Origin of the sequence: Microbulbifer sp. JSM ZJ756 (genome assembly GCF_044383805.1) — a bacterium.
GTDB lineage: Bacteria > Pseudomonadota > Gammaproteobacteria > Pseudomonadales > Cellvibrionaceae > Microbulbifer > Microbulbifer zhoushanensis.
Genome location: NZ_JBISER010000005.1, coordinates 64,827 through 89,626 on the forward strand (window position 1 = coordinate 64,827; position 24,800 = coordinate 89,626).

Genomic DNA, 24,800 nt, shown 5'->3' on the forward strand with positions numbered 1-24,800 from the left:
AACAACAGAGAGACCGTATGGACGGCGTAATAGCAAAAAGTGTTCACCGGGCCAGTCCCTACCGGGAGGCGGCGGAGGCATTTGTCGCCGACCTGGAGCGCGAACACAGCCTGCACAGCTACTGGTTGCAACCGGATTGCCCCGACCTGCCCACACTCTGGGTGGGTCAGGAAAACCTGCTGCCGTTCCTGCGCTTCCTGAAGCAGGAAATTTCCCGTCCTTTCGACATGCTCTACGATCTAAGCGCCATTGACGAACGCCTGCGGCGCCACAGGGCTGATGGCGGGAACAGGCAGCCGGAAAGTGATTTTACCGTTGTCTACCACCTGCTCTCTTTCTCCCGCGACCTGTTTATCCGGGTAAAGCTGGCACTGCCTGAATCGCGCCTGTGCGCACCCTCGGTGTCATCCATCTGGGCCAATGCCAACTGGTATGAGCGGGAAGCCTGGGACCTGTTCGGGATCGAGTTTGCCGGCCACCCCAACCTGCGACGCATCATGATGCCACAGACGTGGGAGGGGCACCCATTGCGCAAGGACCATTACGCGCGTGCCACTGAGGTTGACCCCTTCACCCTGTCGGCGGAGAAGCAGCGACGCGAGCAGGATGCATTGCTGTTCAAGCCTGAAGAGTGGGGAATGGCCCGCGCCAGCGACAGTTCGGAGTTCATGTTCCTTAACCTCGGCCCCAACCACCCGAGTGTCCACGGTGTTTTCCGCGTCGCCCTGCAATTGGATGGGGAAAAGATCGTCGATGCGGTACCGGACATCGGTTACCACCACCGCGGTGCCGAGAAAATGGCCGAGCGCCAGGCGTGGCATACCTACGTCCCCTACACCGACCGCGTCGACTACCTGGGCGGAGTGATGAACAACCTGCCCTATGTGCTGGCACTGGAGCAGCTGGCTGGTATCCAGGTCCCGCCACGGGCGCAGGTAATACGGGTCATGATGTGCGAGCTATTCCGTATTGCCAGTCACCTGGTTTTCTACGGCACTTTTGCCCAGGACGTGGGGCAGATGTCTCCGGTCTTCTACATGTTTGTCGACCGGGAAAAGTTGTTTGGCATTGTTGAAGCGATTACCGGTGGACGCATGCACCCCGCCTGGTTCCGTATCGGCGGCGTGGCCCAGGACCTGCCCGAGGGCTGGGACAAAATGATCCGCGAATTCCTCGACTACATGCCGGCACGCCTGCGTGAATACGACGGCATGGTGATCGACAACAAACTGCTACAGAAACGCACCAGAGGCATCGGTGTGTATAACCGCGAAGAGGCCATAGAGTGGGGTATTACCGGGCCAGGGTTGCGGGCCACAGGATATGAGTGGGACCTGCGCAAACAGCGCCCTTACTGCGGCTATGACCAGTTTGAATTCGATATCCCCACCTTTGACGGCGGCGACTGCTTCGACCGCTGCCGCGTGCGGGTGGAGGAGATACGCCAGAGCCTGCGTATCATCCGGCAATGCCTCGACAATATGCCCGGCGGCCCCTACAAGTCTGACCACCGGCTCACCACGCCGCCGGTCAAGGGACGCACCATGCAGGATATCGAGACCCTGATCCAGCACTTCGTCAATAACAGCTGGGGTCCGGTGATGCCGCCAGGGGAGACCTGCTTCCCGGTGGAGGCCACCAAGGGACTGAACAGTTACCAGATTATCAGCGACGGCGGCACCAACGCCTACCGTACGAGAATAAGAACGCCCTCGTTTCCGCACCTGCAGATGATCCCACTGATGTCGCGCGGACTGCTGGTGGCGGACCTGATTGCCATTATCGCCAGCATCGACTTTGTCATGGCGGATGTCGATCGTTAGAGACCGGTAGAGGAAACACAATGTCGAGCACCATCGCAGCGGACACAATTGAAGTAATGGAGCAACAAGATACCGGCCCTCGCTCTGCAGGGCGCAGCCTTAACGCCGAGGAAAAACGGGATATCGATCGCGAATTCTCCCATTACGAGGACCGGGGCTCGGTGGCCCTGGAGGCACTGCGGGTGGTGCAGAAACACCGTGGCTGGATCTCCGACGACACCCTGTACGCCATAGCCGATTACCTGGGTGTCTCCCCCACGCAACTGGAAAGTATTGCCACCTGTTACCAGTTGATATTCCGCCAGCCTGTGGGTGAGGAAGTGATACTCCTGTGCAAAAGCTCCAGCTGCTGGATCATGGGATGCGAAAAGCTGCAGCGCCACCTGGAGCAGCAACTCGGCATACGCCCCGGCCAGACCACCCCCGACGGGCTCTTCACCCTGCTGGAAACACCCTGCCTGGGCGATTGCGACAAGGCCCCGGTGATGCTGGTGGGCGAGGAGATGCACCGCCACCTATCGGCAGACAAGCTGGACGAGTTCATTCAGGAAAAGAAAAAACATCATGCTGACCAATCCGCTGACTAAGAATATCGGCGAACCGGGTATCGTCACCACGCTCGAGCGCTATCTCGAAAACGGTGGGTACCGTGGCTGGCGCAAGGCACTACATATGGCGCCTGACGAGATCATCCAGACGGTGAAGGATGCCGGCGTCCGGGGGCGCGGCGGTGCCGGCTTCAACACCGGGCTGAAATGGAGCTTCGTTCCCCGCGGGAAGAATGCCCCGCCAACCCGCTACCTGGTATGCAATGCCGATGAGATGGAACCGGGCACCTTCAAGGACCGGCTGTTGATGGAGCACGACCCCCACCTGCTGCTGGAGGGCATGGCCATTGCCGCATTTGCCATCGGTGCCCGCCGGGCTTACATATTTATCCGCGGAGAATATCACCTGGCGGCAGCGCGGCTGGAAACCGCGATAGAGGAAGCGCGCGGGGAAAACCTCATCGGCACACACATAACCGGCTCCGACTTCCAGCTCGATTTTCATGTGCACCGCAGCGCCGGCAACTATATCTGCGGCGAGGAGACCGCCCTGATCAATGCCCTGGAGGGCCAGCGCGCGATCCCCCGTGCCAAGCCGCCGTTTCCGCAGGTCAGTGGCCTGTGGGGGAAACCCACAGTGGTGAATAATGTCGAGACCCTCTGCAATATTCCGCACCTGATTGAGCTGGGTGTGGACTGGTACAAAAAGCTCGGACGCGGCGAAGACGGCGGCACCAAGATCTTTGGCGCCAGTGGCCGGGTGAAAAATCCCGGGGCCTGGGAACTGCCAATGGGCACACCCATCCGCGAAATCCTTGAGCAACACGCCGGCGGTATGCAGGACGGACTCAAACTGCGCGCATTCCTGCCAGGTGGGGGCTCGACAGATTTCCTCGGCCCGGACCAGCTGGACCTGCCCATGGACTACGACGCCGTGGGCAAGGCCGGCAGCCGCATGGGCACCGGCACCATCACCGTACTCGATGACCACACCTGCCCGGTGGGGCTGGTGCTCAACCTCACCCGTTTCTTTGCCCGCGAGTCCTGTGGCTGGTGCACACCGTGCCGGGACGGCCTGCCCTGGGCGGTAAAACTCCTCATGCGGATCGAGTGTGGTGAGGCGCAACCCGAAGACCTGGAACTGCTGCGGGAGCAGGCCCGGAGGATGGGCCCGGGCAATACCTTCTGTGCCCTGGCACCGGGTGCGGCAGCGCCGATCCTGAGCGCGCTGAAGCTCTTCGAGCAGGACTTCAATGACCATATTGCCCGCGGCTGCTGCCCTTACGACCAGGAGCGGCAGCACATTCCGCTGGCCGTCTAGGCCCAAACCGGGGAATTGCGATCCATGACAACCATAACCATAGACGGCAGGCAGTATGAGGTGGAAGAGGGCCAGAACCTGCTGGCCAGCTGCCTGTCACAGGGGCTGAACCTGCCCTACTTCTGCTGGCATCCGGCCATGGGCTCGGTCGGTGCCTGCCGCCAGTGCGCCATCATCGAGTACAAGGACAGCGATGACGAGCAGGGCAAGCTGGTGATGGGCTGTATGACACAGGTTCGCGACGGAGGAATCTACAGCCTGGCTGCCCAGCCGGCGCAGGAATTCCGCGGTGCAGTCATCGAGGACCTGATGACCAACCACCCCCATGATTGCCCCGTCTGTGAGGAAGGTGGTGAGTGCCACCTGCAGGATATGACAGAGATGTCCGGGCATACCTATCGCCGCTTTCGCGGCCTCAAGCGTACCCATCGCAACCAGTACCTGGGTCCATTCATCAACCACGAAATGAACCGCTGCATTGCCTGCTATCGCTGCGTGCGCTTCTATCGCGATTATGCCGGTGGCGATGACCTGGAGGCTTTGGGACGCAACAACCAGGTCTATTTCGGGCGCCAGTGCGACGGCAAGCTGGAAAACGGCTTCAGTGGCAACCTGGTGGAGGTTTGCCCCACCGGCGTCTTTACCGACCAGACCTTCAGCCGTCACTTCGTGCGCAAGTGGGACCTGCAGACTGCACCGTCTGTGTGTGAGCACTGCGGTGTCGGCTGTAATACCGCGCCCGGAGCTCGCATGGATTTCAGCAGTCGCGACGAGAACCTGCGGCGGGTGGTCAACCTCTACAACCGCGATATTAATGGTTACTTTATCTGTGACCGCGGGCGCTTTGGCTACGAATATGCCAACAGCGACCTGCGCATCAAGAACGTGCTGATCGCCCGCCGCGAGCAGGTAATCGAGACCACCGGCAGGCGCAAAGACAAGCTGCACCGGGAAATAGAGCCGCCGGCGGCCCTGGAGCTGCTGGCCTCCGCCATCGTCGATGCCCAGCGGGGGCGTCGCCGCCTGGTCGGCGTCGGTTCCCCACGCACATCGCTGGAAAACAATTTTGCCCTGCGCCAGCTGGTGGACCCCGGCAACTTCTTCGCCGGCCTGGGTGCGCGTGACCTGGAACTGCTTCACACCCTGGACCGCATCCAGCGCGACCCGAGAATCTCTATCCCTACAATGCCGGACATCGAGGACGCCGACGCGATACTGGTACTCGATGAGGAGATCGGCCGTACTGCACCGCGGGTCGCACTCGCGGTGCGCCAGGCTGCCCGCAATCAGCAGCGCGATCATGCCCGGGAACTCAAGATCCCGCTGTGGCAGGATGCCTCGGTGCGACAGTTGCGCGGTGAAAACACCCCGATCTTTGTGCTCGGCTCAAGTGCATCCACATCGCTGGAGGATATCGCCAGAGAGCAACGACTAGCATCGCCGGCCGCAATCGCCAGCTTTGCCGGGCGTCTCGCCGAGTTGATCACTGCCGCAAACGGGCCCACAACCGGCGATGAAGCAGGTAGTGGGCGAACACCGCTGCCGGAAGACCTGGAGAAACTGCTTCGGGGCGTGGCGGATACCCTGCTCTCCGCCAGGCGGCCACTGGTAATTTCGGGCTGCGGTAGTGGGGAACCGGATATCCTGGCCGCAGCAGGGAAGCTGGCGACCGCGCTCGCCGACAAACAAGGCTCCCCCTGTGCCACCTATCTCGCCTGCCCGGAGGCCAACAGCCTGGGGCTGGCACAGTTCTTCGAGCCCGGTGAGGGCACCCTCGAGCAATTACTGGAGGACCTGCGCGAGCGCGATTCGGTGGATCCACCGGTGACCCTGCTGGTACTGGAAAACGATCTGTACCGGCGACTGCCCACCGCTGCGGTGGAAGCACTTTTTGACCGCGCCGCTGAAGTTTTATTGTTCGACTCACTGTTACAGCCCTGCAGCCGTCGCGCCGACCTGGTTTTTCCCGCTGCCGCCACGCCCGAATCCCAGGGAACGCTGGTCAACAGCGCGGGCATGCTGCAACGTCATTACATGGTCTACGAAGGCAGCGGCTATATCCAGGAAAGCTGGCGCTGGCTGGTGGACGCCGTCAATGACCCCGCCTGCCGCGAAGCTGGTATAGATACTTCACCTGCCCTGCTGCGGCAATGGCAGCACTGCCACGAGGTAACAGCAGCGATCGCCGCTGCCCTGCCCTGTTTCCGGAACCTGACAGAGGCTGGCCCGGACGAGAATTTCCGCATCGAGGGCATGAAGCTGGCCCGGCAGAGCCACCGCGTCAGCGGCCGCACTGCCAACCGCGCCCACTTGCATGTCGCCGAGCAGGCGCCGCTGACAGATCCCGACTCGCCCTTCACTTTCACCATGGAGGGAGTGCAGTACGCTGGCGCCTCACCGCTGCAGGCCAATATCTGGTCGCCAGGCTGGAACTCCAACCAGGCAATCCACAAATTCCAGCAGGGTGTCGGCGGGCCGCGCAGGGGGCGCGAGCCGATCCCTCGCCTGCAGCGTGAGCCGGCACCCATGCCGGCCTGGCTCGCGCGAGAAAAACTGGTCCAGGAGCCCGGTCAAATGTACCTGGCGCCCACCTGGCAATTGTTCGGCTCGGGAGAGTTAAGCAATTACAGCGAAGCCATAGCCGGACTCACGGATGCCCCCTGTGCACAGCTCAGTGCCGCCGATGCCGGCGCCCTTGGCGTGGCGCCGGGCGCGCGGTTACAGCTACGCCTGCCCGGTGGCGAAATCACCCTGCCCGCGTCAGTTTCGGACCATATCGCACCAGGGGTAATCGCTGTCCCGGTGGGTCTACGGGAAGCTCCGGACCTGGCTGCCCTGCTACCGGCAGCGGCGGAAATCGCGCGCATCGAAAATCCTGAGCCGGTCGAACCTGGAGAGAGTGTATGAGCACCACGATCTGGATATCGCTGGCCAATATCTTCGGCGTGCTGGTCGCGGCAGTCTTGCTGGCCGCATTGCTGACCTGGGGCGAACGCCGCCTGCTGGGCTTCTGGCAGGACCGCCCGGGACCCAACCGGGTGGGACCGTTCGGCCTGTTCCAGGTAGTGGCGGATATGATCAAGCTGTTCTTCAAGGAGGACTTCATCCCGCGCTTCGCGGACCGGCCGGTGTTCATCCTCGCCCCCACGATCGTTATGGCATCGATGTTACTGGGCTTTGCAGTGATTCCCGTGGCACCCATGGTGGGCGTGATCGACCTCAATGTGGGCCTGCTGTTTTTCCTCGCCATGTCGTCGATGGCGGTATACAGCGTCATCCTCGGCGCTTACGCCTCCAACAACAAGTATGCCTTGCTGGGCGGCCTGCGTGCGGCAGCGCAGACGGTTTCCTATGAAGTATTCATGGGCCTCTCCCTGATGGGCGTGGTGATGATGGCCGGTAGCTTTAACCTGCGGGAGATCGTGCTGGCCCAACAGGGTGGCTGGTTTATCTTGCCCCAGGCCATTGGCTTCCTGGTTTTCTTTATTGCCGGTATCGCCGAGAGCCATCGCCTGCCCTTCGACCTGCCGGAGGCCGAGCACGAGCTGACAGCGGGTTTCCATACCGAGTACTCCAGCATGAAGTTCGGTATGTTCTTCGTCGGGGAGTACCTCTCGGTGATCCTGATTTCCGCCCTGATCACCACCCTGTTCCTGGGCGGGTGGCTCGGGCCGTGGCTGCCGCCAATGGTCTGGTTCTTCCTCAAGACCGGTTTCCTGGTAATGATTTTTGTCCTGCTGCGCGCTGCTATACCGCGGCCGCGCTATGACCAGCTGATGCAGTTTGGCTGGAAAATCATGCTGCCACTGGCACTGGCAAACCTGCTGGCAACCGGGGGCGTTTTGCTATGGCTCGGATAATTCACCACTACAGGTCGCTGGAGCAGGCCGCGGCAAGGAGGCAGGAGCGATGATTGCAAGTCAACTGCGGAGCATGTGGCTGGTCTTCCGTCACCTGTTCAGCCGCAATGCCACGGTCCAGTACCCGGATGAAAAACCCTACCTGGCACCGCGCTATCGCGGGCGCATTGTCCTGACCCGGGACCCGGATGGTGAAGAACGCTGTGTCGCTTGCAACCTCTGCGCCGTCGCCTGTCCACCGGACTGCATATCGTTACAGAAAACCGAAGATGAAGACGGGCGCTGGCGACCGGAATATTTCCGCATCAATTTTTCCCGCTGCATTATGTGCGGCCTCTGTGAAGACGCCTGCCCCACCTACGCGATCCAGCTCACACCGGATTTCGAGATGTGCGAGTACGACCGGCAAAGCATGGTGTATGAAAAAGAGGACCTGCTGATCAGCGGTCCGGGCAAGTACCATGATTACAGCTTTTACCGGGTCGCCGGCATGTCCATTTCCGGCAAGGACAAGGGCGAGGCGATCAATGAGGCGGACCCCGTGGATGTGCGCAGCCTGAACCTTTGACAGTCACTGGCGGTGAACTTCCCGTTGGGAAGGCCGATAAAGATAACAACCCTAACCGAGGGAAAAGACATGTATCCAGTCTATTTTTACCTCACTGCCGCAGTTGCCATTATCGCTACCGCGATGGTGATCTTCAGCCGCAATGCTGTGCACGCGCTGCTGCACCTGATTGTTTCCCTCCTCGCCGTCGCAGTGATTTTTTTCCAGCTGGGCGCGCCACTGGCGGCGGCGCTGGAGGTGATTGTCTACGCCGGGGCAATCATGGTGCTGATGGTTTTCGTCATCATGATGCTCAACCAGGGTGACGCTGCCGTGGAACAGGAGAACACCTGGCTGCAGCCCGGGAGCTGGGTGGCACCCGGCATCCTGTCGGGCGTGCTACTGCTACAGCTGATACTGATGCTGGGCGGCCAGGGTGTAAGTACAGCTGGGGGCGGGGCCGCCGAAATCAGCTATGTGGGTGCCAGGGAGGTGGGTATTTCACTGTTCAGCCGCTACCTGCTGGCGGTGGAACTGGCCTCCATGCTGCTGCTGGCAGGTCTTGTAGGCGCCTTCCACCTGGCGCGGCAAAAATCCACCGCAGACCTGGAGGCGGGCCATGATGAGTGAAATGCTCTCACAGGGCGGCATGTATCACGGCCTGGCACTGGCTGCCATCCTGTTCTGCCTGGGACTGGCCGGGATGCTGGTACGGCGTAACATCCTGTTCATGCTGATGTGCATTGAAATCTGCACCAACGCTGCGGCGCTGGCATTTGTAGTCGCCGGTGCCCACTGGGGAATCGCGGACGGCCAGGTCATGTTTATCTTCGTGATCACCCTGGCGGCGGCCGAGGTCGCCATCGCCCTGTCCCTGGTGTTGCAGCTTTATCGTCGCCGGCACACGGTGGATATCGACCAGCTTAACTGGATGCGGGGTTAACCATGACTGAGACCGTCGGCCTGATCCCGCTGTTTCCCCTGCTGGGCTTCCTGGTTCTGGTACTGGCTCCGCTGGTCGTGCGCCAGGAAATGCCCGCGGGGCTCGTTGCCAGTATTGGCGTTGGCAGTGTGGGAATCGCCGCGCTGCTATCCCTGGCCCTCCTGTTTACGGTGTTTATCGGCAATCCCGCCGCAAGCATACAGGTAACCGGGTGGACCTGGATGGCCACCGGGGGACTCTCACTGGGGTTTAACTTCCATGTGGACTGGCTAACGCAGGTCATGTTGCTGGTGATTACCGGTGTCGGTTTCCTGATTCATCTTTATTCCGCCGGCTATATGCGAGGTGACGCCGGCTATCGACGCTATTTCGCCTACCTGAACCTGTTTGTCTGCGCCATGTTGCTGCTGGTGTTGGCGGACAACCTGGTGTTGCTCTACCTCGGCTGGGAGGGGGTGGGCCTGTGCAGCTACCTGTTGATTGGCTTCTGGTATCGGAACCCGGAAAATGGCGCGGCAGCGCGCAAGGCATTTGTCGTTACCCGCGTGGGTGATACCGCAATGGCCCTGGGGCTTTTCCTCTTGTTCCGGGAATTCGCCACCCTGGATATCGCGAGCCTGAATACCTCTGCCGGAAGTGCGGGTGATAGCTATCTACTGACTCTGGCAGCCCTGCTGCTGCTCGGCGGCGCCGTGGGGAAATCGGCGCAGGTACCACTGCAGACCTGGTTGCCCGATGCCATGGCGGGCCCCACCCCGGTGAGTGCGTTGATCCATGCCGCCACCATGGTCACCGCCGGGGTTTACCTGGTCGCGCGCATGCATCCCCTGTTCGCGGTCTCTGACACCGCTATGCTGGCGGTGGGCTGGGTCGGCGCGCTGACATTGCTGATAGCCGGTTTCAGTGCACTGGTACAGACCGACATCAAGCGGGTCCTGGCCTACTCCACCATCAGCCAGATCGGCTACATGTTCCTGGCCCTGGGCGTGGGGGCCTGGTCCGGGGCCATCTTCCACCTGATGACCCACGCCTTCTTCAAGGCGCTGCTGTTCCTCGCTGCCGGCTCGGTGATTCTCAGCCTGCATCACGAACAGGATATTTCCGCAATGGGCGGGCTGCGCCGGAAAATTCCGCTGACATTTGCCTGCTTCGCCGTCGGCAGCGCTTGCCTCGCTGCACTGCCATTTACTTCCGGCTTCTACAGCAAGGACCAGATTCTCCTGCAGGCGTGGGAGGCCTCCGACGGTTTCAACCTGCTGTGGCTGGCGGGAATTATTGGGGCACTGGTGACCGGCATTTACAGTTTCCGCCTGTTGTTCCTGGTATTTTTCGGCGACGAAGGCCGGGCCTCTGCCCATTGTGGCGATGCCAATTCCCGCGTCATGAGCATACCACTGGTCGCGCTGGCGCTGCTGGCACTCGGTGGCGGCCTGCTGGCACCGCCACTGCAGGATGTTTTCCCGACAGCAGAGGGTGGACACCCGTCGATGCTTATTGAAGCGGTCGCCATTGCCATGCCGCTGCTGGGTATCCTGGTGGCCTGGACCATGTTCTCCCGTGGCCAGCGTGCGGAAGCGCCCATTACCCCGGTGGAGCGCTTCCTGTTCAGCGGCTGGGGGTTCGACTGGCTTTACGACCGGTTGCTGGTAAAACCGCTGGTAACGCTGGCAAACATCAACCGCAATGACATCGTCGATGCCGCCTACCGCGGCTCGGCGTCCCTCAGCCGCCAATTACACCTGCTCGCAAGCCAGACACAGAATGGCCAGGTGCGCTGGTATATGGCTTCCCTGGTGGGCGGATCCATCCTGTTCCTCGCAATCCTGGTGGCGCTATGACTCTCGCAGCAATCATCGCGGTACTTTTTCTCGGTGGGGTGGCGGCCTGGCTGGTAGAGCGATACCGGCCGGGAGCCAGCCGCTGGGCGACACTGGCGAGCCTGGTTGTCAGCCTGGTACTACTGGCACAGTTGTGGGCCAGCGCCACGCCGGGTTCCGCACACCATTGGTGGCAGAGCGTGGAAGTCGCCTGGATCCCCAGGTTTGGTATCAGCTTCTTCCTGGCGGTGGACGGGCTGGGGTTCCTGATGCTGGCGCTGACCCTCTTCATGGGACTGTTCGGGCTGGTGATGACATGGAGCGATATCCGCTTTCGCCGCGGCTTCTTCTATTTCAATTACCTGTGGACCCTGGCCGGCGTGGTCGGAGTCTTCACCGCACTGGACCTGTTCCTGTTTTTCTTTTTCTGGGAAGTGATGTTGATTCCCATGCTGATGCTGATCGCAGTGTGGGGTCACGAGGAACGCACCTTCGCTGCAATCAAGTTCTTTATTTTTACCCAGGCAAGCAGTCTGCTGATGCTGATTGCCATCGTCGCACTGGTGTATATCCACTTTAATGCCAGTGGCCAGGTGACTTTCAATTACCTCGAGCTGCTCGATGCGCAGCTGTCACCGGTCAGTGCCTGGTGGCTGATGCTCGGGTTCTTTGTCGCTTTCGCGGTCAAACTGCCCGCGGTTCCGCTGCACACCTGGCTGCCCGATGCCCACACCCAGGCGCCCACTGCCGGTAGTATCCTGCTGGCCGCCATCCTGTTGAAAACCGGGGCTTACGGGTTGCTCCGTTTCACCCTGCCCCTGTTCCCAGACGCCTCGATCCAGTTTGCTCCGGTCGCCATGGCCATCGGTGCCATCAGTGTTGTTTACGGTGCGATACTGGCTTTCGCCCAACGGGATATGAAACGCCTGGTAGCCTATTCCAGTGTGAGCCATATGGGATTTGTGCTGTTGGGCCTGTACGCGCTGAATACCGTCGCCATCCAGGGTGCGGTCATGCAGATGGTTGCCCACGGACTCAGCACAGCCGCCCTGTTCGCGATTGTCGGTGCACTGCAACATCGGTTGCACACGCGCAATATGGAGCAAATGGGAGGCCTCTGGACCGAACTGCCCCGGCTGTCCGCCATTGCCCTGTTCTTTGCCGTGGCATCGCTGGGGCTACCCGGGCTGGGCAATTTCGTTGCCGAGTTCCTGGTGCTGCTCGGCAGCTTCGGCGTGGATCACTGGATCACTGCGTTCGCGGCCCTGGGCATGGTCGGCGCCGCGCTCTATGCGCTGGCAATGATGCAGCGGGCCTTTTTTGGCGAATCGCGCCGTACCACCACGGCAGCGGACCAGAAGGGCCTGGTTGACCTGGACCTGCGCGAAACACTGGCAATGCTGGTTTTGGCCGCTTTCCTGGTTTTCCTGGGGCTGCGGCCACAGCCGGTCTTCGATACTGCAGCACCGGCCATCGCCCGCTCGCTGGCCCCGGTCACCGCGGTGGAAGCTGCCGTCACAAGCAACAGTACCGACCGCCCCACTACCGCCGCCAACTGGCCTGCCGCCACGCACAGAGGTGAGACGCCATGACCAGAGAGGAACTCTTCGCCATCCTGCCACTGCTGGTGCTGACCGCCGGTATCGTCCTGCTGATGCTGCAGGTTTCTTTTCACCGCGGGCACCGCGCCGCGCTGGTGACGACGCTGGCAATACTGGCGGCAACACTCTGGGCCTGCTTCTCGGTCGGCGCAGCCCTGCCAACCAGCGGCACAGTGGCCGCAACCGGGCTGTTCAGTGTCGACCACACAGCGCTGTTCTTCTGTGTGCTGATGGTAATGGCCGCCCTGGCGGTGGCAATCCTGGCATTTCACCACCTGGAGTCGCGCGGTGCCAGCCGGGCTGTGGGCAGTTATCCGGAAGAGTTTTACATCCTGCTGTTACTGGTAATACTGGGCGCCTGCTGCCTGGTCACTGCCAGTCATTTCGCCAGCCTGTTCCTGTCCCTGGAATTGATGGGGCTGGCACTGTATCCGCTGCTGGGATTTACGGTCGTGGGCGACCAGTCGCCGCAGCGCGACCAGCTATTGTCACTGGAATCGGCAATGAAATACCTGTTGCTGTCGGCCCTCTCCACAGCCCTCAGCCTGTTTGGTATTGCACTGGTATTTGCCGCCAGTGGAGCGCTGGACTTCAGTGCCGCGGCAGCGGCTCTGCGGTCAACCGGTCCCAGCGCAGGAATACTGACTGCCGGGCTGACCCTGCTGCTGATCGGGGTGGCGTTCAAGCTGTCCCTTGTCCCCTTCCATATCTGGACCCCGGACGTTTACCAGGGTGCGCCCACGCCGGTGACAACACTGATCGCGACGGTCAGCAAGGGCGCCGTCGTGGCACTGACCCTGAGGTTTTTCACCCAGGTCGACCTGTTTTCACTACCGGTCCTGTCCACGATGCTGGCGGTGATGGCTGCAGCCAGTATGCTGGTGGGCAACCTGCTTGCTTTGCAGCAGGGTAACGTAAAACGGCTGCTTGCCTACTCGTCCATCGCCCACATCGGCTACCTGATAGTGGCCTTCCTGATCGGTGCCAGTGCCTTCGGCCAGGAGGCCGTTATTTACTACCTGGTTGCATATGTACTCACAACTACCGGGGCCTTTGCTGTGGTCAGCCTGGTGGCCGACGCCGCACAGCCTTCGATCCCGGGTGGGCCCCAGCCAATCGGTAACGCAGGTGAAGACCCGTTCCAGGTCGAATTTTATCGCGGCCTGTTCTGGCGCTCTCCCGGGCTTGCCTGCTGCTTTGGCCTGATGCTGTTATCACTGGCCGGAATTCCCCTGACCATCGGCTTTATTGGGAAATTTTACGTGTTTGCCGCCGGTGTACAGGGACAGATGTGGCTACTGCTGGCAGCGGTGGTCATTGGTAGTGCGCTCGGCCTCTACTATTACCTGCGCCTGTTGCTGACCATGTTGCAACGCGACAGCGAATCCCGAGACCTGGAGCCCGGGGCAATCCAGGTGGCTGTGTCAGGACAAGTGCTGGTGGGGACCCTGACCGCGATACTGCTTCTGTTCGGCATTTTTCCCCAGCTCTTGATCAACTGGATAAATGCACTATAAAGGTACATGAGGAGAAAGGTTCAGGGACGGGCAGGCCAGGAGGGTCAGCTGCAACCTGATGTTGCCGTAAACCGATAACAATACCAAGATTGACGAAGGCGAGCCTATGAAAACATTCAAACAGGCGTACGAAGTACTCAAGGACGCCGAGAAGTTCCACCTGGAGATGGCCGACCTCTATCGCAGTATGCTGGAGAAAGCCGAAGATAACCGCACCCAGCTGCTGCTGAAGCACATGCTCGAGCACGAGCAGCGCATGGCAAAGAACCTGGCCAATTACGGCGAAGTTGCCAAGCACAAAGTGATGAAGACCTGGCTGCAATACACGCATGAGGAAACTGCCCGGGATTTTGTCAGGAGCCTGAACCTGAGCGACCCGCCGGATATCCGTGAGATCAACAACCTGGGGCGCGAAGTGGACCGCTACTTTTCCGAGCTATACCAGGCGGTTTACGGTGCTATCGAGTCTGCAGAGGTCAAGGAAGTATTTGAAGACCTGAAGCAGATCCAGGACAAGGAACGTATCACACTCTCCATGGCAACCAATTCACTCTGGGATATGTAATTAACCCCGGTACCGCTGAACCAAAAAACCCGCTGCAAGCAGCGGGTTTTTTATATGCGGGCTAATAATGGCTATCAGAACTCATAGCGTGTCCGCAGGTAGTAGAAACCACCCTCAAACCCGAACGGTGAGAACTGGCTGTACTGGTTGCCAACGCCACCTGCTGCACCGGGGTTCTCCTCCGGGTACTGGTCAAGCAGGTTCTGGGCACCAAGTATGACGGAAGCCTGGTCGGTAAAGGCGTAGGATACCTCGGCATCCATCAGCACCTCGCCACTGTAAACCTGTCCGTCCTCGGAATCGAACCAGTCGTCATACGAACTCACCCGCGCAAGGAAGCCCCAGCTACCCACAGCGGTATTGCTAGACAGTGTCCAGCGGCTTTCCGGCAGGCCCTCCTCAAGTTCACGGATGCGTGTTGCATCAATGGTTTCAGGAGAGAACTGGTCCACCTCGGTCTGGGTCTGGTTGTAGGCCAGGCTGATATCGGTATTGTCACCAACCATGTCAGTGCTGTAGGTCGCGACAATGTCCACACCAGTGGTGGTGGTATCGAAATCATTGGTGAAGAAACGGAAGTTCTGCAGGTTGGCTGCACTGGTCACACCGGATGCCACCAGGCTATCCACTTCTGCCTCAGTCAGGGAGTACAACTGGGACGGGGCAATGCGGTCCTCAACCTCAATGTTGAAGTAATCCACCGTGATATCGATGGCCCCGACCGTAAAGACGGCGCCCAGTGTCCAGTTGGTGGACTTCTCCGGATCCAGCGCCTCACCACCACGCAGCAGTGCCACCGGGTTGGTGGAGGGGATGGTGCCGTTGTTCACCAGGTCATTCAGGGCCAGGTCGAACTCTGTGGAAACATTGAACGCGTTTGACTGCCCCGGCGTGGGCGCCCGGAAACCTGTGCTCCAGGAACCGCGCAGGGCAAAGCTGTCGGTGATATCAAGGTTGGTCGCCAGCTTGCCGTTGGTAGTGGTGCCGAAGTCCTCGAAGTCCTCGACCCGCAGCGCCAGGCCCACCAGCCAGCCCTCGGTAACATCTGCTTCCAGGTCAACATAAGTGGCGTAGTTGGAGCGGCTCCACTGCCCGCCGGCCAGCGGACCAAAGCCGGGGAAGCCGTTGGATGCAGCACTGAAGCCCTGTGATGCCAGCGGACCGATTTCATAAGAAGGCTGGTCACCGGTGGTAATTTCAAAGGTCTCATCGCGCCATTCGAGGCCGGTGGCCACACTCAGCTCGGAGGCGAAGCCCACGTCATACCCCTTGACGAAGTCCAGGTTAAAGTTCTTTTCCAGCTGGGTATAGGCACCCGGATTGAAAGCCGTCGGTGTCTGCGGACCCAGGGAAGCATTTACCGTGTTGTAGATAAAGAAGTCCACATCGTTATAACCGAGGCCGGCGCTGACATCGTACGCCCAGCCATTGGCCAGTTCACCGCGCACGCCGGTAACCCCGGACAGGTCAGTCACTTCACCGCCAAAACGCGGGGTGAAGCCGCCCGGGAAAATCTCCTGGAAGGAGAAGCACTCGGCGCTGGAGAGCGCATCCGCATGACTGAAGTCCGCACAGCTGTCCAGGCCGTTACTGGGATCCAGGTCACCGATCAACGGGTCAGCACCATTGGCGAAGACCGCGCTACGGGTCTCGGGGTTCCGGAAATAGAAGCCGCCGTCAACTGTCTTGGTGCCATAATTACCGAACGCATAGAATTCCTTGCCACCGCCCAGCTCGACACCCATGTTGACTACGGTTTTCAGGTCATCGCTGATTTCCGGGCGACCCCAAACCTGTGCCGGGTCTGCCACCTCCGTATTACCTGCGGCGATCAAGGCCGCGGCGTCATCGCGCTGGACACTGCGATCGGTATCCTCCTGGGCACCGAACTCGAAACTCACATTGGCAAAACCCTGGGATGTAAACGGCATACCGTAATTGCCGGAGACCGTATACTGGCGGCCATCGCCCTCATAGAACTGGCCCGCCTTGACCTCGACGCTGCCCCCATCGGGCGAATCCTTGAGCTCGAAGTTGATCACACCGGCAATGGCATCCGAGCCGTACTGGGCGGCTGCGCCGTCACGCAGTACTTCTACCTGCTGCAGGGCAATGGCGGGAATCTGGGAGATATCCGGGCCCTGGGCACCATCGGAAACACCGTTGCCCAGCCAGGCGATCACGGCTGCACGGTGACGGCGTTTGCCGTTTACCAGGACCAGGGTGTGGTCGGGAGCCAGTCCACGCAGGTTGGCCGGGCGTACCAGGCTGGCGGCGTCACTGATGGGCTGGGTATTGACGTTGTATGAGGGAACCACGTTGCGGAGCAGCGAATTCAGGTCTGAATCACCCTGCTTCATAAAGTCATCGCCACTGATGATATCGATGGGTACCGCCGAGTCGGTCGCGGTGCGCCCCTCTACACGGGTACCGATGGTAATCACCTCTTCCATCACCCGCGTGTCCGATTGCTGGGCGAAAACGGGACTGCTCGCGGCGGCAATGGCGGCTGCCAGCAGGGTAGGGGTACTCAGGTTTGTGGTCTTGTTCATAGGAGCTTCCGTAAGTTTTTATTGTGGACAATGCGCCCCGGCGCATCGCGTGAGAGTCCGCCAATGGCAAATGCAAAAAGCATGACAATTCATCACAGTTGCGCACATCCGATATGCCTCTGGAAAGCGCCCCCTGCTCTCTGTTGCCATCGGTTTTATCCCGGTTCAACTCTTTCAGTTCCGTCACCGATCCCTTTCCTTGGGGACCCGATGGATACCCATCCGATAGTGCCTGTTTCTTGTGTACCTCCCGGTTCAACTAATGGAGTTTCCGAGGCTGGCCGGCAACTGTTGCCTGCACCCGGCTTCGCTAGAGTCCAGGCCTCTGTACCGAACACCCGCCACGCTCCAGGTCAGGGCGCCCGGCCAATTACCCAGGCCAGCTTGCACATCAATGGATCATTGTATTGACCAACGCGCCTAATCTGGTCCGCCCGGGTGTGACCCAACTCTCATTAAGCTCCATAAGGCGGCAGAATCCGCGACTATTGCAGTTATCTGACAATTCATCGTTGCCACTCGCGGTTGCGATTGTTATTTTGACAGCGGTGTCATTCGGCGGCAGCAGCATCGACCAGCCAGTGATTCATTGGAAGAAGTAATAAAAATAAGATCTCAAGGTGAAAATCATGCACAAGCCAATCGCGCTCGGCGCCCTCGCCGCAGCCATGCTCGGGGCGGGACACGCCCATGCCGTGGACTGTTCCAGCCTCCCCGACTGGGATGCCGCCACTGCCTACGTGGGTGGCGACCAGGTTCAGCACAACAGCAATGCCTACGAGGCCAACTGGTGGACCCGGAACCAGGATCCCGAAATCTTCTCTGACGCCTACCAGGAATGGTCGCTGCTCGGGGCCTGTGACGGCACCATCGATCCCCTGCCGGTGGGTTCGATAACCTCGCCGACGACCGGTTCTGTCTTCAGCGAAAATGACAGCGTTATCATTTCCGTGGATGCCAGCGATGACCAACAGGTGGTCGTGGTGGAGTTCTATGTGGATGGCAGCCTGGTGGCATCGGATACCAGCGCCCCCTACTCCACCACCTGGTCCGCGGTGGCAGGCTCGCCGGTACTCAGCGCCCGCATCGAGGACAATGCCGGGCAGGACATTCTCACCGACGATGTCGTCATCACAGTCGAGAGCGGCGACCCGCAACCGCCCTCAGTCAGCCTGAGTGAGCCGCTGGATGGCAGCAGCTTTACCACCGGCGACAGCGTCACCATTGCCGCCTCGGCCTCAGACAGCGATGGTTCCGTCAGTGCCGTGGAGTTCTTCGTCGATGGCAACAGCATCGGCAGCGACACCAGCGCCCCATTCTCCGCCAGCTGGACCGCCACTGCCGGCAGCCACACCATTACGGCTACCGCCACCGATAATGATGGCCAGTCCAGCGACTCGGCGCCGGTCACCATCAGCGCAACCGACGCAGACTACAAGCCCACCGTCACGCTGGACTCGCCCGCCGCGGGCAGTACGTTTGATGAAGGGGTGATAGTTAGCCTGGCCGCTACCGCCAGTGACGCCGAGGGCGATGTTGCGCGGGTGGAGTTCTTTGTCGCCGGCCAGGAAGTGGGCGAGGACAGCAGCGCTCCCTTCGCCGTGGAATGGACCGCAGTTGCCGGCACCGCGTCGGTCTATGCCCGGGCATACGACAGCGCCGGCCAGTGGACCGATTCCGCCCCGGTCTCCATTACCGTCAACGGCGAGCCGGTGGTTACTGACCATCCCTGCCGACCCGATGGGCTCTTCACCACTCCCGGCACCGCACCGGACTACTGCGATGTTTACACCGCAACCGGCCACGAAGCCATGGGTACCGATCACCCGCGCCGGATCATCGGCTACTTCACCAGCTGGCGAAACGGCGCCAATGGCCAGCCCAGCTACCTGGTGGACGATATCCCATGGGACAAGATCACCCATATCAACTATGCGTTCGCCCACATCGATGACAATAACCAGGTATCCGTGGGCAACACAGCCAACCCGGACAATCCCGCGACCGGCATGACCTGGCCGGGTGTCGAGGGCGCTGAGATGGATCCGGAGTTTGCCTACCAGGGCCATTTCAACCTGCTGAGCAAGTTCAAGAAGCAGCACCCGCAGGTGAAAACCCTGATCTCCGTCGGTGGCTGGGCCGAGACCGGTGGCTATTTCAATGAGTTCGGCGACCGGGTCGACAACGGTGGATTCTATACCATGACCACCAATGCGGACGGGACCATCAACCACGCCGGTATTGAGACCTTTGCCAACTCGGCGGTGGAGTTTATCCGCGAGTATGGCTTCGACGGCGTGGATATCGATTACGAGTATCCCACATCCATGAACGACGCCGGCAACCCGCTGGATTTCGGCGTGGCCAACCCCCTGCGCGGCTCACTGATGGAATCCTATGTGGAGCTGATGCGTGTACTCAGGCAGAAGCTGGATATCGCCGGAGAACAGGATGACACCCACTACCTGCTGACTATCGCCTCACCCTCGTCCGGCTACCTGCTGCGCGGTATGGAAACCATGCCGATCACCCAGTACCTGGATTACGTCAATATCATGACCTATGACCTGCACGGGGCCTGGAACGAGTACGTGGGCCACAATTCTGCGCTGTTCGATAACGGCAATGACCCGGAACTGGCCGCTGCCAGTGTATACAGTACCTCGCAGTATGGCGGGATCGGCTACCTGAATATCGACTGGGCGGTGAAATACTTCCGCGGCTCCATGTCGCCGGGACGGATCAATATCGGTATCCCCTACTACACCCGTGGCTGGCAGGGTGTCACCGGTGGCAACAATGGCCTGGGCGGCACAGCGGCACTGCCCGACCAGACGCAATGTCCCGAGGGAACCGGTGGTGCGGCCGATTGCGGTTACGGTGCACTGGGTATCGATAACCTCTGGCATGACCTGGACGAGAACGGCAACGAGATGGGCGCCGGCTCCAACCCCATGTGGCATGCCAGGAACCTGGAAAACGGTATCCAGGGCAGTTACCTCGACGACTACGGCCTGGATCCCGCCAACAATCCGGCAGACGCGCTGGTGGGCACCTACGTGCGCAATTATGACAGTGTGTCCGAGGCACCCTGGCTGTGGAACGACACCAAGGATGTATTCCTCTCCACCGAGGACGAGGAATCCATGGAAGCCAAGGTGCAGTATGTGATCGACCAGGGTGTCGGCGGCATAATGTTCTGGGAGCTGGCTGGTGACTATGACTGGGATGCGGCCACTGGCGAGTACTTTATGGGCGACACCCTCACCACCCTCGCCTACGACCGCTTTGCCAACGCGGCTCCCTACCGGGAACTGCGCAGCGATCGCCCGCTGCCTGCGGAAGCACTGGATATCAGTATGGAAGTCACCGGCTTCAAGCTGGGTGACCAGAACTACCCGCTGAACCCACAGCTGGTGATCACCAACAACACGGGCGGAACCCTCCCAGGTGGCACCGTATTCGAGTTCGATATGCCCACGGCAACCTCCAACATCATCACCGACCAGAGTGGTGCCGGCCTGGAGGTTATCGAGGACGGCGCGAACCCCGGTGGCGGTAATGTGGGCGGGCTGGAAAACGAGTTCCACCGTGTGCGTTTTTCACTACCCAGCTGGCAGAGCCTGGCCGATGGTGAGAGCTGGGAGCTCACCCTGAATTATTACCTGCCGGTATCCGGGCCCCAGGCGTACACCGCGACGGTCAACGGCACTACCTACGCACTGGCCTTCGAGTACCCGGACCTGCCGCTGGGCACTGTCAGTAGCGGTGGCAGTAGTGACGATGGCGGCAGTGGCGGTGACAGCTGCGCCGATGCCGGTGTGGCCACCAGCGGGCTGGTGACCTACCCGGATTGGCCGGACAGTGACCATGCCAATGGCGGTGACCGGATCATTCATAACGACAGTGTTTACGAGGCAAACTGGTGGACTAATTCCGAACCCGGCACGGCGGACGGAAGCTGGACTTACCTCTGTAACCTGAACTGATTGGCAGGGGGCGACTCACCGCCCCAATAAAGGGCCGTGTGGGAAGTTCGGTCACAGGGGAGCCCGGCGTATTGCGGACGCGAACTGTGACATAACTTCCCCAATGGCCGACTGATATTCTCTCTGTGGTTGTTGTATAGGACTCATCTCCTATCTTTGCCCCGGCCAGCCGGGGCTTTTTTCATTGCGCTGATCGATGCTCGTTCCTGGAGCGCGGGACGCGCGGTAGAAAGCTGGATAAAACGATAAACAGAATGGAAGGAAAGAAAATAAAGATGAAGCTGCGTTATCTTCCACTACTAGCCCTGCTGACTGCGTGTACACCGGAACCTCCCCGGGAACCCGGGATTCTTTTCGACGACTTTAGTTACGATACTGTAGACAGCCTGCTCGAAAACGGATGGCGTTTCCGCACCCAGCGCGGTCACCCGGGTGTGAACGGCGCACGCTGGTCCGGCGACGGAATCTCATTCTTTGCCGATCCCGACAACGCCGACAACACATTACTGCGCATGACTTCCTTTACCGATGGCACCGGCGAGAATACCCGGCACACCCAGTTCTGCCACCAGCGCAAATACCGCGAGGGTACTTACGCTGCCAGGGTTTTCTTCCGTGATGAGCCAACCAGCGGGCCGGATGGAGACCAGATTATCGAGACTTTCTACACCATCAGCCCCCTCGAAGCCCCCATGGACCCCGACTACAGTGAAATGGACTTCGAGTACCTGGCCAACGGTGGCTGGGGGGAGGAGGACCACGGCCTGTTCGCCACCAGCTGGGAGACCTTCAAGCTGGATCCCTTCGTCAAGGACAATGAGTACACGGTAAAACAGGGCAGCTTTGCCGGCTGGCATACCCTGGTGTTGCAGGTAGCAGATGAGCGCGTACGCTATTTTGTCGACGGCAGGCAATTCGCAGAGCACAGCGAGCACGTGTACCCGGAAGAACCCATGTCGGTCAATTTCAATCTCTGGTTCACCCAGGAAGGCCTGATCGATTCCAGCGAATGGCGGGTTTACCAGCAGGACGTGGACTGGGTCTACCATATCGCCGACCGGGTCCTGAGCCCGGCAGAAGTGGAACAGGCAGTGGGCGAGATGCGCTCACAGCAGGTCGCCTACCGGGATACCGTACCGCCATGGACACCGGAGCTGGATTCCCCCTGCGGACTGTAAAAATTTCTATCACACCCTGTAGGGTCAGTGCATCGCGGCGAGATTCGACCTGGTATTTTCCGGTATATTCGCGGCCATGGGCCGCTCCTACAGAAAAATGAAGTAACTTTCGAAGCAGTACCCATGACAACCAAAAAACAACGCCTCGCCTCGGTGGATGCCCTGCGCGGATTTGACATGTTCTGGATTATCGGTGGCGAGGCCCTGTTCCTGCCACTGCTGGCCATCACCGGCTGGTCGCTGTTCGCTTTTGGTGATGCCCAGATGAAGCACTCCCAGTGGCACGGCTTTACCTTTTATGACCTGATCTTTCCCCTGTTTATCTTCCTGTCCGGCGTTACGCTGGGCCTGGCCGGGAAGTCCCTGCGAGGGCTTCCACTGCATGAGCGCCGCCCGCTGTACCGCAAGGCGCTAAAGCGCCTGCTAGTGCTGGTAATACTGGGCGTTATCTACAACCACGGCTGGGGCACTGGCATTCCCGCCGATCCGGGAGAAATCCGCTATGCCAGCGTGCTGGCCCGGATCGGTTTTGCCTGGTTTTTTGCCGCCATTATCGCCTGGCACTGTATACCACGGACCCAGTACGTTGTGGCTGCGGCCATATTACTGGGTTACTGGCTGCTCCAGGCCACCTCTGGTTCCATGACCCCGGAAGGTTCCATCAATGCATGGATTGACCAGTGCTGCCTGCCCGGCATTACCTACCAGAATCGCGCTTATGACCCGGAGGGCCTGCTGTCCACGATTCCCGCAGTGGTCAATGCCCTCGCCGGTGTTTTCGCCGGGCGCTGGCTGAAAAAGCATGCCGGTAATCACCGCCAGATCCTGAAAGGGCTGGTCATCGGAGGTGTTGCCCTGCTGCTGGCAGGCTATCTCTGGCACTGGATATACCCGGTAAACAAGGAACTCTGGACCGGCTCCTTCGTGTTCATCACCGTCGGCTGCAGCCTGCTACTGCTGGCAATCTTTTACCTGCTGGTGGATGTTTTACGGTGGCACGCATTTACGGTCTTTTTTTCCGTAATCGGTATGAATGCAATCCTGGTTTACCTGGGCACCAGCCTGGTGAACTGGGGGTATACCAGCGAGGGTCTGCTTGGTGGTATTGCCAGAGTGCTGCCAGAGGCATGGGGCACTCTGGTCATCGCCTCTGGTGTGATCCTGCTGCAGTGGCTGGTCCTGCGATGGCTCTACAAACGGGCCATCTTTATCAGCCCGTAATAAGAGAGACCCGGCACAGGTGGTGGTACAGCAGTTATGGTGCCAGTCTCTCGCGGCGTTGCCGTTGTCCCTCCAGGTAGGCCTGGCGCGCTTCCGGATCACAGTGCTTTGCCCTCCCCTGCCGCTGGTTCGCACCCACCGATGCTGATGAGTAGTGCTCGGCACACCAGGCTGAACTTTCCTTCTGGGGATACTGTTCTGTCGAAGCGTACAGGTTGCTGGGCTTCACCGTGCCGGTGCAGCCCAGCAGCAATACAGATGTAACGGCAACTGGAAACATTGATACCAGTATTTTCATCGTCCTCTCCCTGACTTTTGCTTGTGAGTACAGGCCAAGATGAACACAGAGGACACAGGCATTTCAACCATTGAACGGGAGCTCGCTCACACTTCCGGACCTGCCAGTCAATGGTAAAGGTCCAGGTCAACCTCGAGCGCAGAGGCAACCAGGTTGCGCTTGCTGAAATTGTAGCGGCTGATGATACCCACCAGGCTTTCCTCGCCCAGCAACTCACTGGTAATGGCATCCAGCGCCAAACCTTTTGCCTGTAAACGCTGCGCGTCCGCGGCCAGGTCAAGCAGGTACTGGTATTTTTCCCGCAATCGCTGCCTGCCGTTTTCCACCACGCCGCGATGCGGGCAGAGAATGACATCGAACTGCTGCGCCAGGACATGGTGAATACTGGCCAGCAAAGTAGGGATATGCTCGTCGCTGCGCAAGAATTTCAGGTAATTCGCAATATAGAGGTCGGCACTGAAGAGCCAGCCACGCTCGGGTAACAGGTAACAGACCATGTCCCGGGCGTGACCCGGCGTGTACAACGTTTCTACCGTCTCACCGTTGATGGAGAGATTGTCCGGCAGCTGGCGAGCCTGTACCCGACCCGCCGAGCCCCAGAATAGTTTCTGGATTGGCGGGATACGGAAACCACGCTGCAGGATTTCCACCGTTGCTGCCGGGGCCAGCGGCTGCACGCCGGTGAGTTGCTGGATCGCACCGGCATTGCCGCTGTGATCCTCATGGTGGTGGGTAAGCAGTAGCTGCTCCAGCGGCCGCTGGCGGATAAAGGGCCGTACATGGCGCCACTGGTTACTGGGGCCGGTATCGATCACCGTGCCGCCCAGCCGGTACACCACAAAGGTGGTATTCACCCCCAGGTTGAAACGCCCCACGCGAATGGCATCGAGATCGCAATAGCGGAAACTTTCTCTGACGGACACCGGGCACCCTTTCCTGCTTCTGTGTCTTTTTGCCGGCCGGCACCAGATGGCCCCAACAGGGCCAATGAATCAGGGGCCAGGCCAGCACAACGACCTC

The 24,800-nt window shown here is 60.1% G+C and carries 18 protein-coding genes; 15 read left to right on the top strand and 3 right to left on the bottom strand.

Going from position 1 to position 24,800, the window contains the following annotated elements; all coding sequences use genetic code 11:
* Positions 1-17 precede the first annotated feature (17 nt).
* The 12 genes from nuoC (at position 18) to ACH6CX_RS09815 (ending at position 14,542) form a co-directional block, all read left to right on the top strand.
* Complete coding sequence (nuoC, locus tag ACH6CX_RS09760) at positions 18-1,823, top strand: NADH-quinone oxidoreductase subunit C/D (protein WP_396675361.1); 1,806 nt, start codon at positions 18-20, stop codon at positions 1,821-1,823.
* A 20-nt stretch (positions 1,824-1,843) separates the two neighbouring features.
* Entirely contained in the window at positions 1,844-2,410 is a 567-nt protein-coding gene (nuoE, locus tag ACH6CX_RS09765) for an NADH-quinone oxidoreductase subunit NuoE (RefSeq protein WP_233005905.1), read from the top strand.
* On the top strand, positions 2,388-3,692 hold the full coding sequence (nuoF, locus tag ACH6CX_RS09770) for an NADH-quinone oxidoreductase subunit NuoF (protein ID WP_396675362.1): 1,305 nt from the start codon (positions 2,388-2,390) through the stop codon (positions 3,690-3,692). Before nuoE ends, nuoF begins: the two co-directional genes overlap by 23 nt.
* 24 nt (positions 3,693-3,716) lie before the next feature.
* Positions 3,717-6,599, top strand: a complete 2,883-nt coding sequence (nuoG, locus tag ACH6CX_RS09775; RefSeq protein WP_396675363.1) for an NADH-quinone oxidoreductase subunit NuoG — start codon at positions 3,717-3,719, stop codon at positions 6,597-6,599.
* Positions 6,596-7,552, top strand: a complete 957-nt coding sequence (nuoH, locus tag ACH6CX_RS09780) for an NADH-quinone oxidoreductase subunit NuoH (protein WP_396675364.1) — start codon at positions 6,596-6,598, stop codon at positions 7,550-7,552. Before nuoG ends, nuoH begins: the two co-directional genes overlap by 4 nt.
* Positions 7,553-7,601: 49 nt before the next feature.
* A complete protein-coding gene (gene nuoI / locus ACH6CX_RS09785) occupies positions 7,602-8,120 on the top strand; it encodes an NADH-quinone oxidoreductase subunit NuoI (protein WP_396675365.1) in 519 nt (172 codons plus the stop codon).
* A 69-nt stretch (positions 8,121-8,189) separates the two neighbouring features.
* Positions 8,190-8,729 carry an NADH-quinone oxidoreductase subunit J gene (nuoJ, locus tag ACH6CX_RS09790; protein ID WP_237063957.1) on the top strand — a complete coding sequence of 180 codons (540 nt, stop codon included), beginning with the start codon at positions 8,190-8,192 and terminating at the stop codon, positions 8,727-8,729.
* Positions 8,730-8,748: 19 nt separating this feature from the next.
* Positions 8,749-9,042 (top strand): NADH-quinone oxidoreductase subunit NuoK, encoded by a 294-nt coding sequence (gene nuoK / locus ACH6CX_RS09795; protein ID WP_369413286.1) that lies wholly within the window; start codon positions 8,749-8,751, stop codon positions 9,040-9,042.
* 2 nt (positions 9,043-9,044) lie between these two features.
* Positions 9,045-10,880 carry an NADH-quinone oxidoreductase subunit L gene (gene nuoL, locus ACH6CX_RS09800; RefSeq protein ID WP_237063958.1) on the top strand — a complete coding sequence of 612 codons (1,836 nt, stop codon included), beginning with the start codon at positions 9,045-9,047 and terminating at the stop codon, positions 10,878-10,880.
* Positions 10,877-12,451 carry an NADH-quinone oxidoreductase subunit M gene (gene nuoM / locus ACH6CX_RS09805; protein ID WP_237063959.1) on the top strand — a complete coding sequence of 525 codons (1,575 nt, stop codon included), beginning with the start codon at positions 10,877-10,879 and terminating at the stop codon, positions 12,449-12,451. Before nuoL ends, nuoM begins: the two co-directional genes overlap by 4 nt.
* On the top strand, positions 12,448-13,977 hold the full coding sequence (locus tag ACH6CX_RS09810) for an NADH-quinone oxidoreductase subunit N (RefSeq protein ID WP_233005913.1): 1,530 nt from the start codon (positions 12,448-12,450) through the stop codon (positions 13,975-13,977). The genes nuoM and ACH6CX_RS09810 overlap by 4 nt, the downstream gene beginning before the upstream one ends.
* Positions 13,978-14,083: 106 nt before the next feature.
* On the top strand, positions 14,084-14,542 hold the full coding sequence (locus ACH6CX_RS09815; protein ID WP_233005914.1) for a hypothetical protein: 459 nt from the start codon (positions 14,084-14,086) through the stop codon (positions 14,540-14,542).
* 74 nt (positions 14,543-14,616) lie between these two features.
* On the opposite strand, the gene ACH6CX_RS09820 is transcribed toward ACH6CX_RS09815, so the two are convergent.
* The gene (locus ACH6CX_RS09820; RefSeq protein ID WP_396675366.1) at positions 14,617-17,094 is read right to left on the bottom strand and encodes a TonB-dependent receptor plug domain-containing protein; all 2,478 of its coding nucleotides are present in this window, start codon (positions 17,092-17,094) and stop codon (positions 14,617-14,619) included.
* Between the two features lie 629 nt (positions 17,095-17,723).
* On the opposite strand from ACH6CX_RS09820, the gene ACH6CX_RS09825 reads away from it, so the two are divergent.
* The 3 genes from ACH6CX_RS09825 to nagX all read left to right on the top strand — a co-directional run bounded on the left by ACH6CX_RS09825 (position 17,724) and on the right by nagX (position 23,482).
* On the top strand, positions 17,724-21,083 hold the full coding sequence (locus ACH6CX_RS09825) for a chitinase C-terminal domain-containing protein (protein ID WP_396675367.1): 3,360 nt from the start codon (positions 17,724-17,726) through the stop codon (positions 21,081-21,083).
* Between the two features lie 275 nt (positions 21,084-21,358).
* On the top strand, positions 21,359-22,261 hold the full coding sequence (locus tag ACH6CX_RS09830; protein ID WP_233005917.1) for a glycoside hydrolase family 16 protein: 903 nt from the start codon (positions 21,359-21,361) through the stop codon (positions 22,259-22,261).
* A gap of 123 nt (positions 22,262-22,384) precedes the next feature.
* Positions 22,385-23,482 carry a transmembrane glucosamine N-acetyltransferase NagX gene (gene nagX, locus ACH6CX_RS09835; protein WP_233005918.1) on the top strand — a complete coding sequence of 366 codons (1,098 nt, stop codon included), beginning with the start codon at positions 22,385-22,387 and terminating at the stop codon, positions 23,480-23,482.
* A gap of 34 nt (positions 23,483-23,516) precedes the next feature.
* On the opposite strand, the gene ACH6CX_RS09840 is transcribed toward nagX, so the two are convergent.
* Both ACH6CX_RS09840 and ACH6CX_RS09845 read right to left on the bottom strand, forming a co-directional pair.
* The gene (locus ACH6CX_RS09840) at positions 23,517-23,780 is read right to left on the bottom strand and encodes a hypothetical protein (protein WP_233005919.1); all 264 of its coding nucleotides are present in this window, start codon (positions 23,778-23,780) and stop codon (positions 23,517-23,519) included.
* A 107-nt stretch (positions 23,781-23,887) separates the two neighbouring features.
* Positions 23,888-24,703 (bottom strand): MBL fold metallo-hydrolase, encoded by an 816-nt coding sequence (locus tag ACH6CX_RS09845; protein WP_233005920.1) that lies wholly within the window; start codon positions 24,701-24,703, stop codon positions 23,888-23,890.
* Between the last annotated feature and the right edge of the window lie 97 nt (positions 24,704-24,800).

Coding starts and splice junctions, on each gene's coding strand:
- nuoC (WP_396675361.1), top strand. CDS start 18: ATGGACGGCGTAATAGCAAAAAGTGTTCACCGGGCCAGTCCCTACCGG.
- nuoE (WP_233005905.1), top strand. CDS start 1,844: ATGTCGAGCACCATCGCAGCGGACACAATTGAAGTAATGGAGCAACAA.
- nuoF (WP_396675362.1), top strand. CDS start 2,388: ATGCTGACCAATCCGCTGACTAAGAATATCGGCGAACCGGGTATCGTC.
- nuoG (WP_396675363.1), top strand. CDS start 3,717: ATGACAACCATAACCATAGACGGCAGGCAGTATGAGGTGGAAGAGGGC.
- nuoH (WP_396675364.1), top strand. CDS start 6,596: ATGAGCACCACGATCTGGATATCGCTGGCCAATATCTTCGGCGTGCTG.
- nuoI (WP_396675365.1), top strand. CDS start 7,602: ATGATTGCAAGTCAACTGCGGAGCATGTGGCTGGTCTTCCGTCACCTG.
- nuoJ (WP_237063957.1), top strand. CDS start 8,190: ATGTATCCAGTCTATTTTTACCTCACTGCCGCAGTTGCCATTATCGCT.
- nuoK (WP_369413286.1), top strand. CDS start 8,749: ATGTATCACGGCCTGGCACTGGCTGCCATCCTGTTCTGCCTGGGACTG.
- nuoL (WP_237063958.1), top strand. CDS start 9,045: ATGACTGAGACCGTCGGCCTGATCCCGCTGTTTCCCCTGCTGGGCTTC.
- nuoM (WP_237063959.1), top strand. CDS start 10,877: ATGACTCTCGCAGCAATCATCGCGGTACTTTTTCTCGGTGGGGTGGCG.
- ACH6CX_RS09810 (WP_233005913.1), top strand. CDS start 12,448: ATGACCAGAGAGGAACTCTTCGCCATCCTGCCACTGCTGGTGCTGACC.
- ACH6CX_RS09815 (WP_233005914.1), top strand. CDS start 14,084: ATGAAAACATTCAAACAGGCGTACGAAGTACTCAAGGACGCCGAGAAG.
- ACH6CX_RS09820 (WP_396675366.1), bottom strand. CDS start 17,094: ATGAACAAGACCACAAACCTGAGTACCCCTACCCTGCTGGCAGCCGCC.
- ACH6CX_RS09825 (WP_396675367.1), top strand. CDS start 17,724: ATGCACAAGCCAATCGCGCTCGGCGCCCTCGCCGCAGCCATGCTCGGG.
- ACH6CX_RS09830 (WP_233005917.1), top strand. CDS start 21,359: ATGAAGCTGCGTTATCTTCCACTACTAGCCCTGCTGACTGCGTGTACA.
- nagX (WP_233005918.1), top strand. CDS start 22,385: ATGACAACCAAAAAACAACGCCTCGCCTCGGTGGATGCCCTGCGCGGA.
- ACH6CX_RS09840 (WP_233005919.1), bottom strand. CDS start 23,780: ATGAAAATACTGGTATCAATGTTTCCAGTTGCCGTTACATCTGTATTG.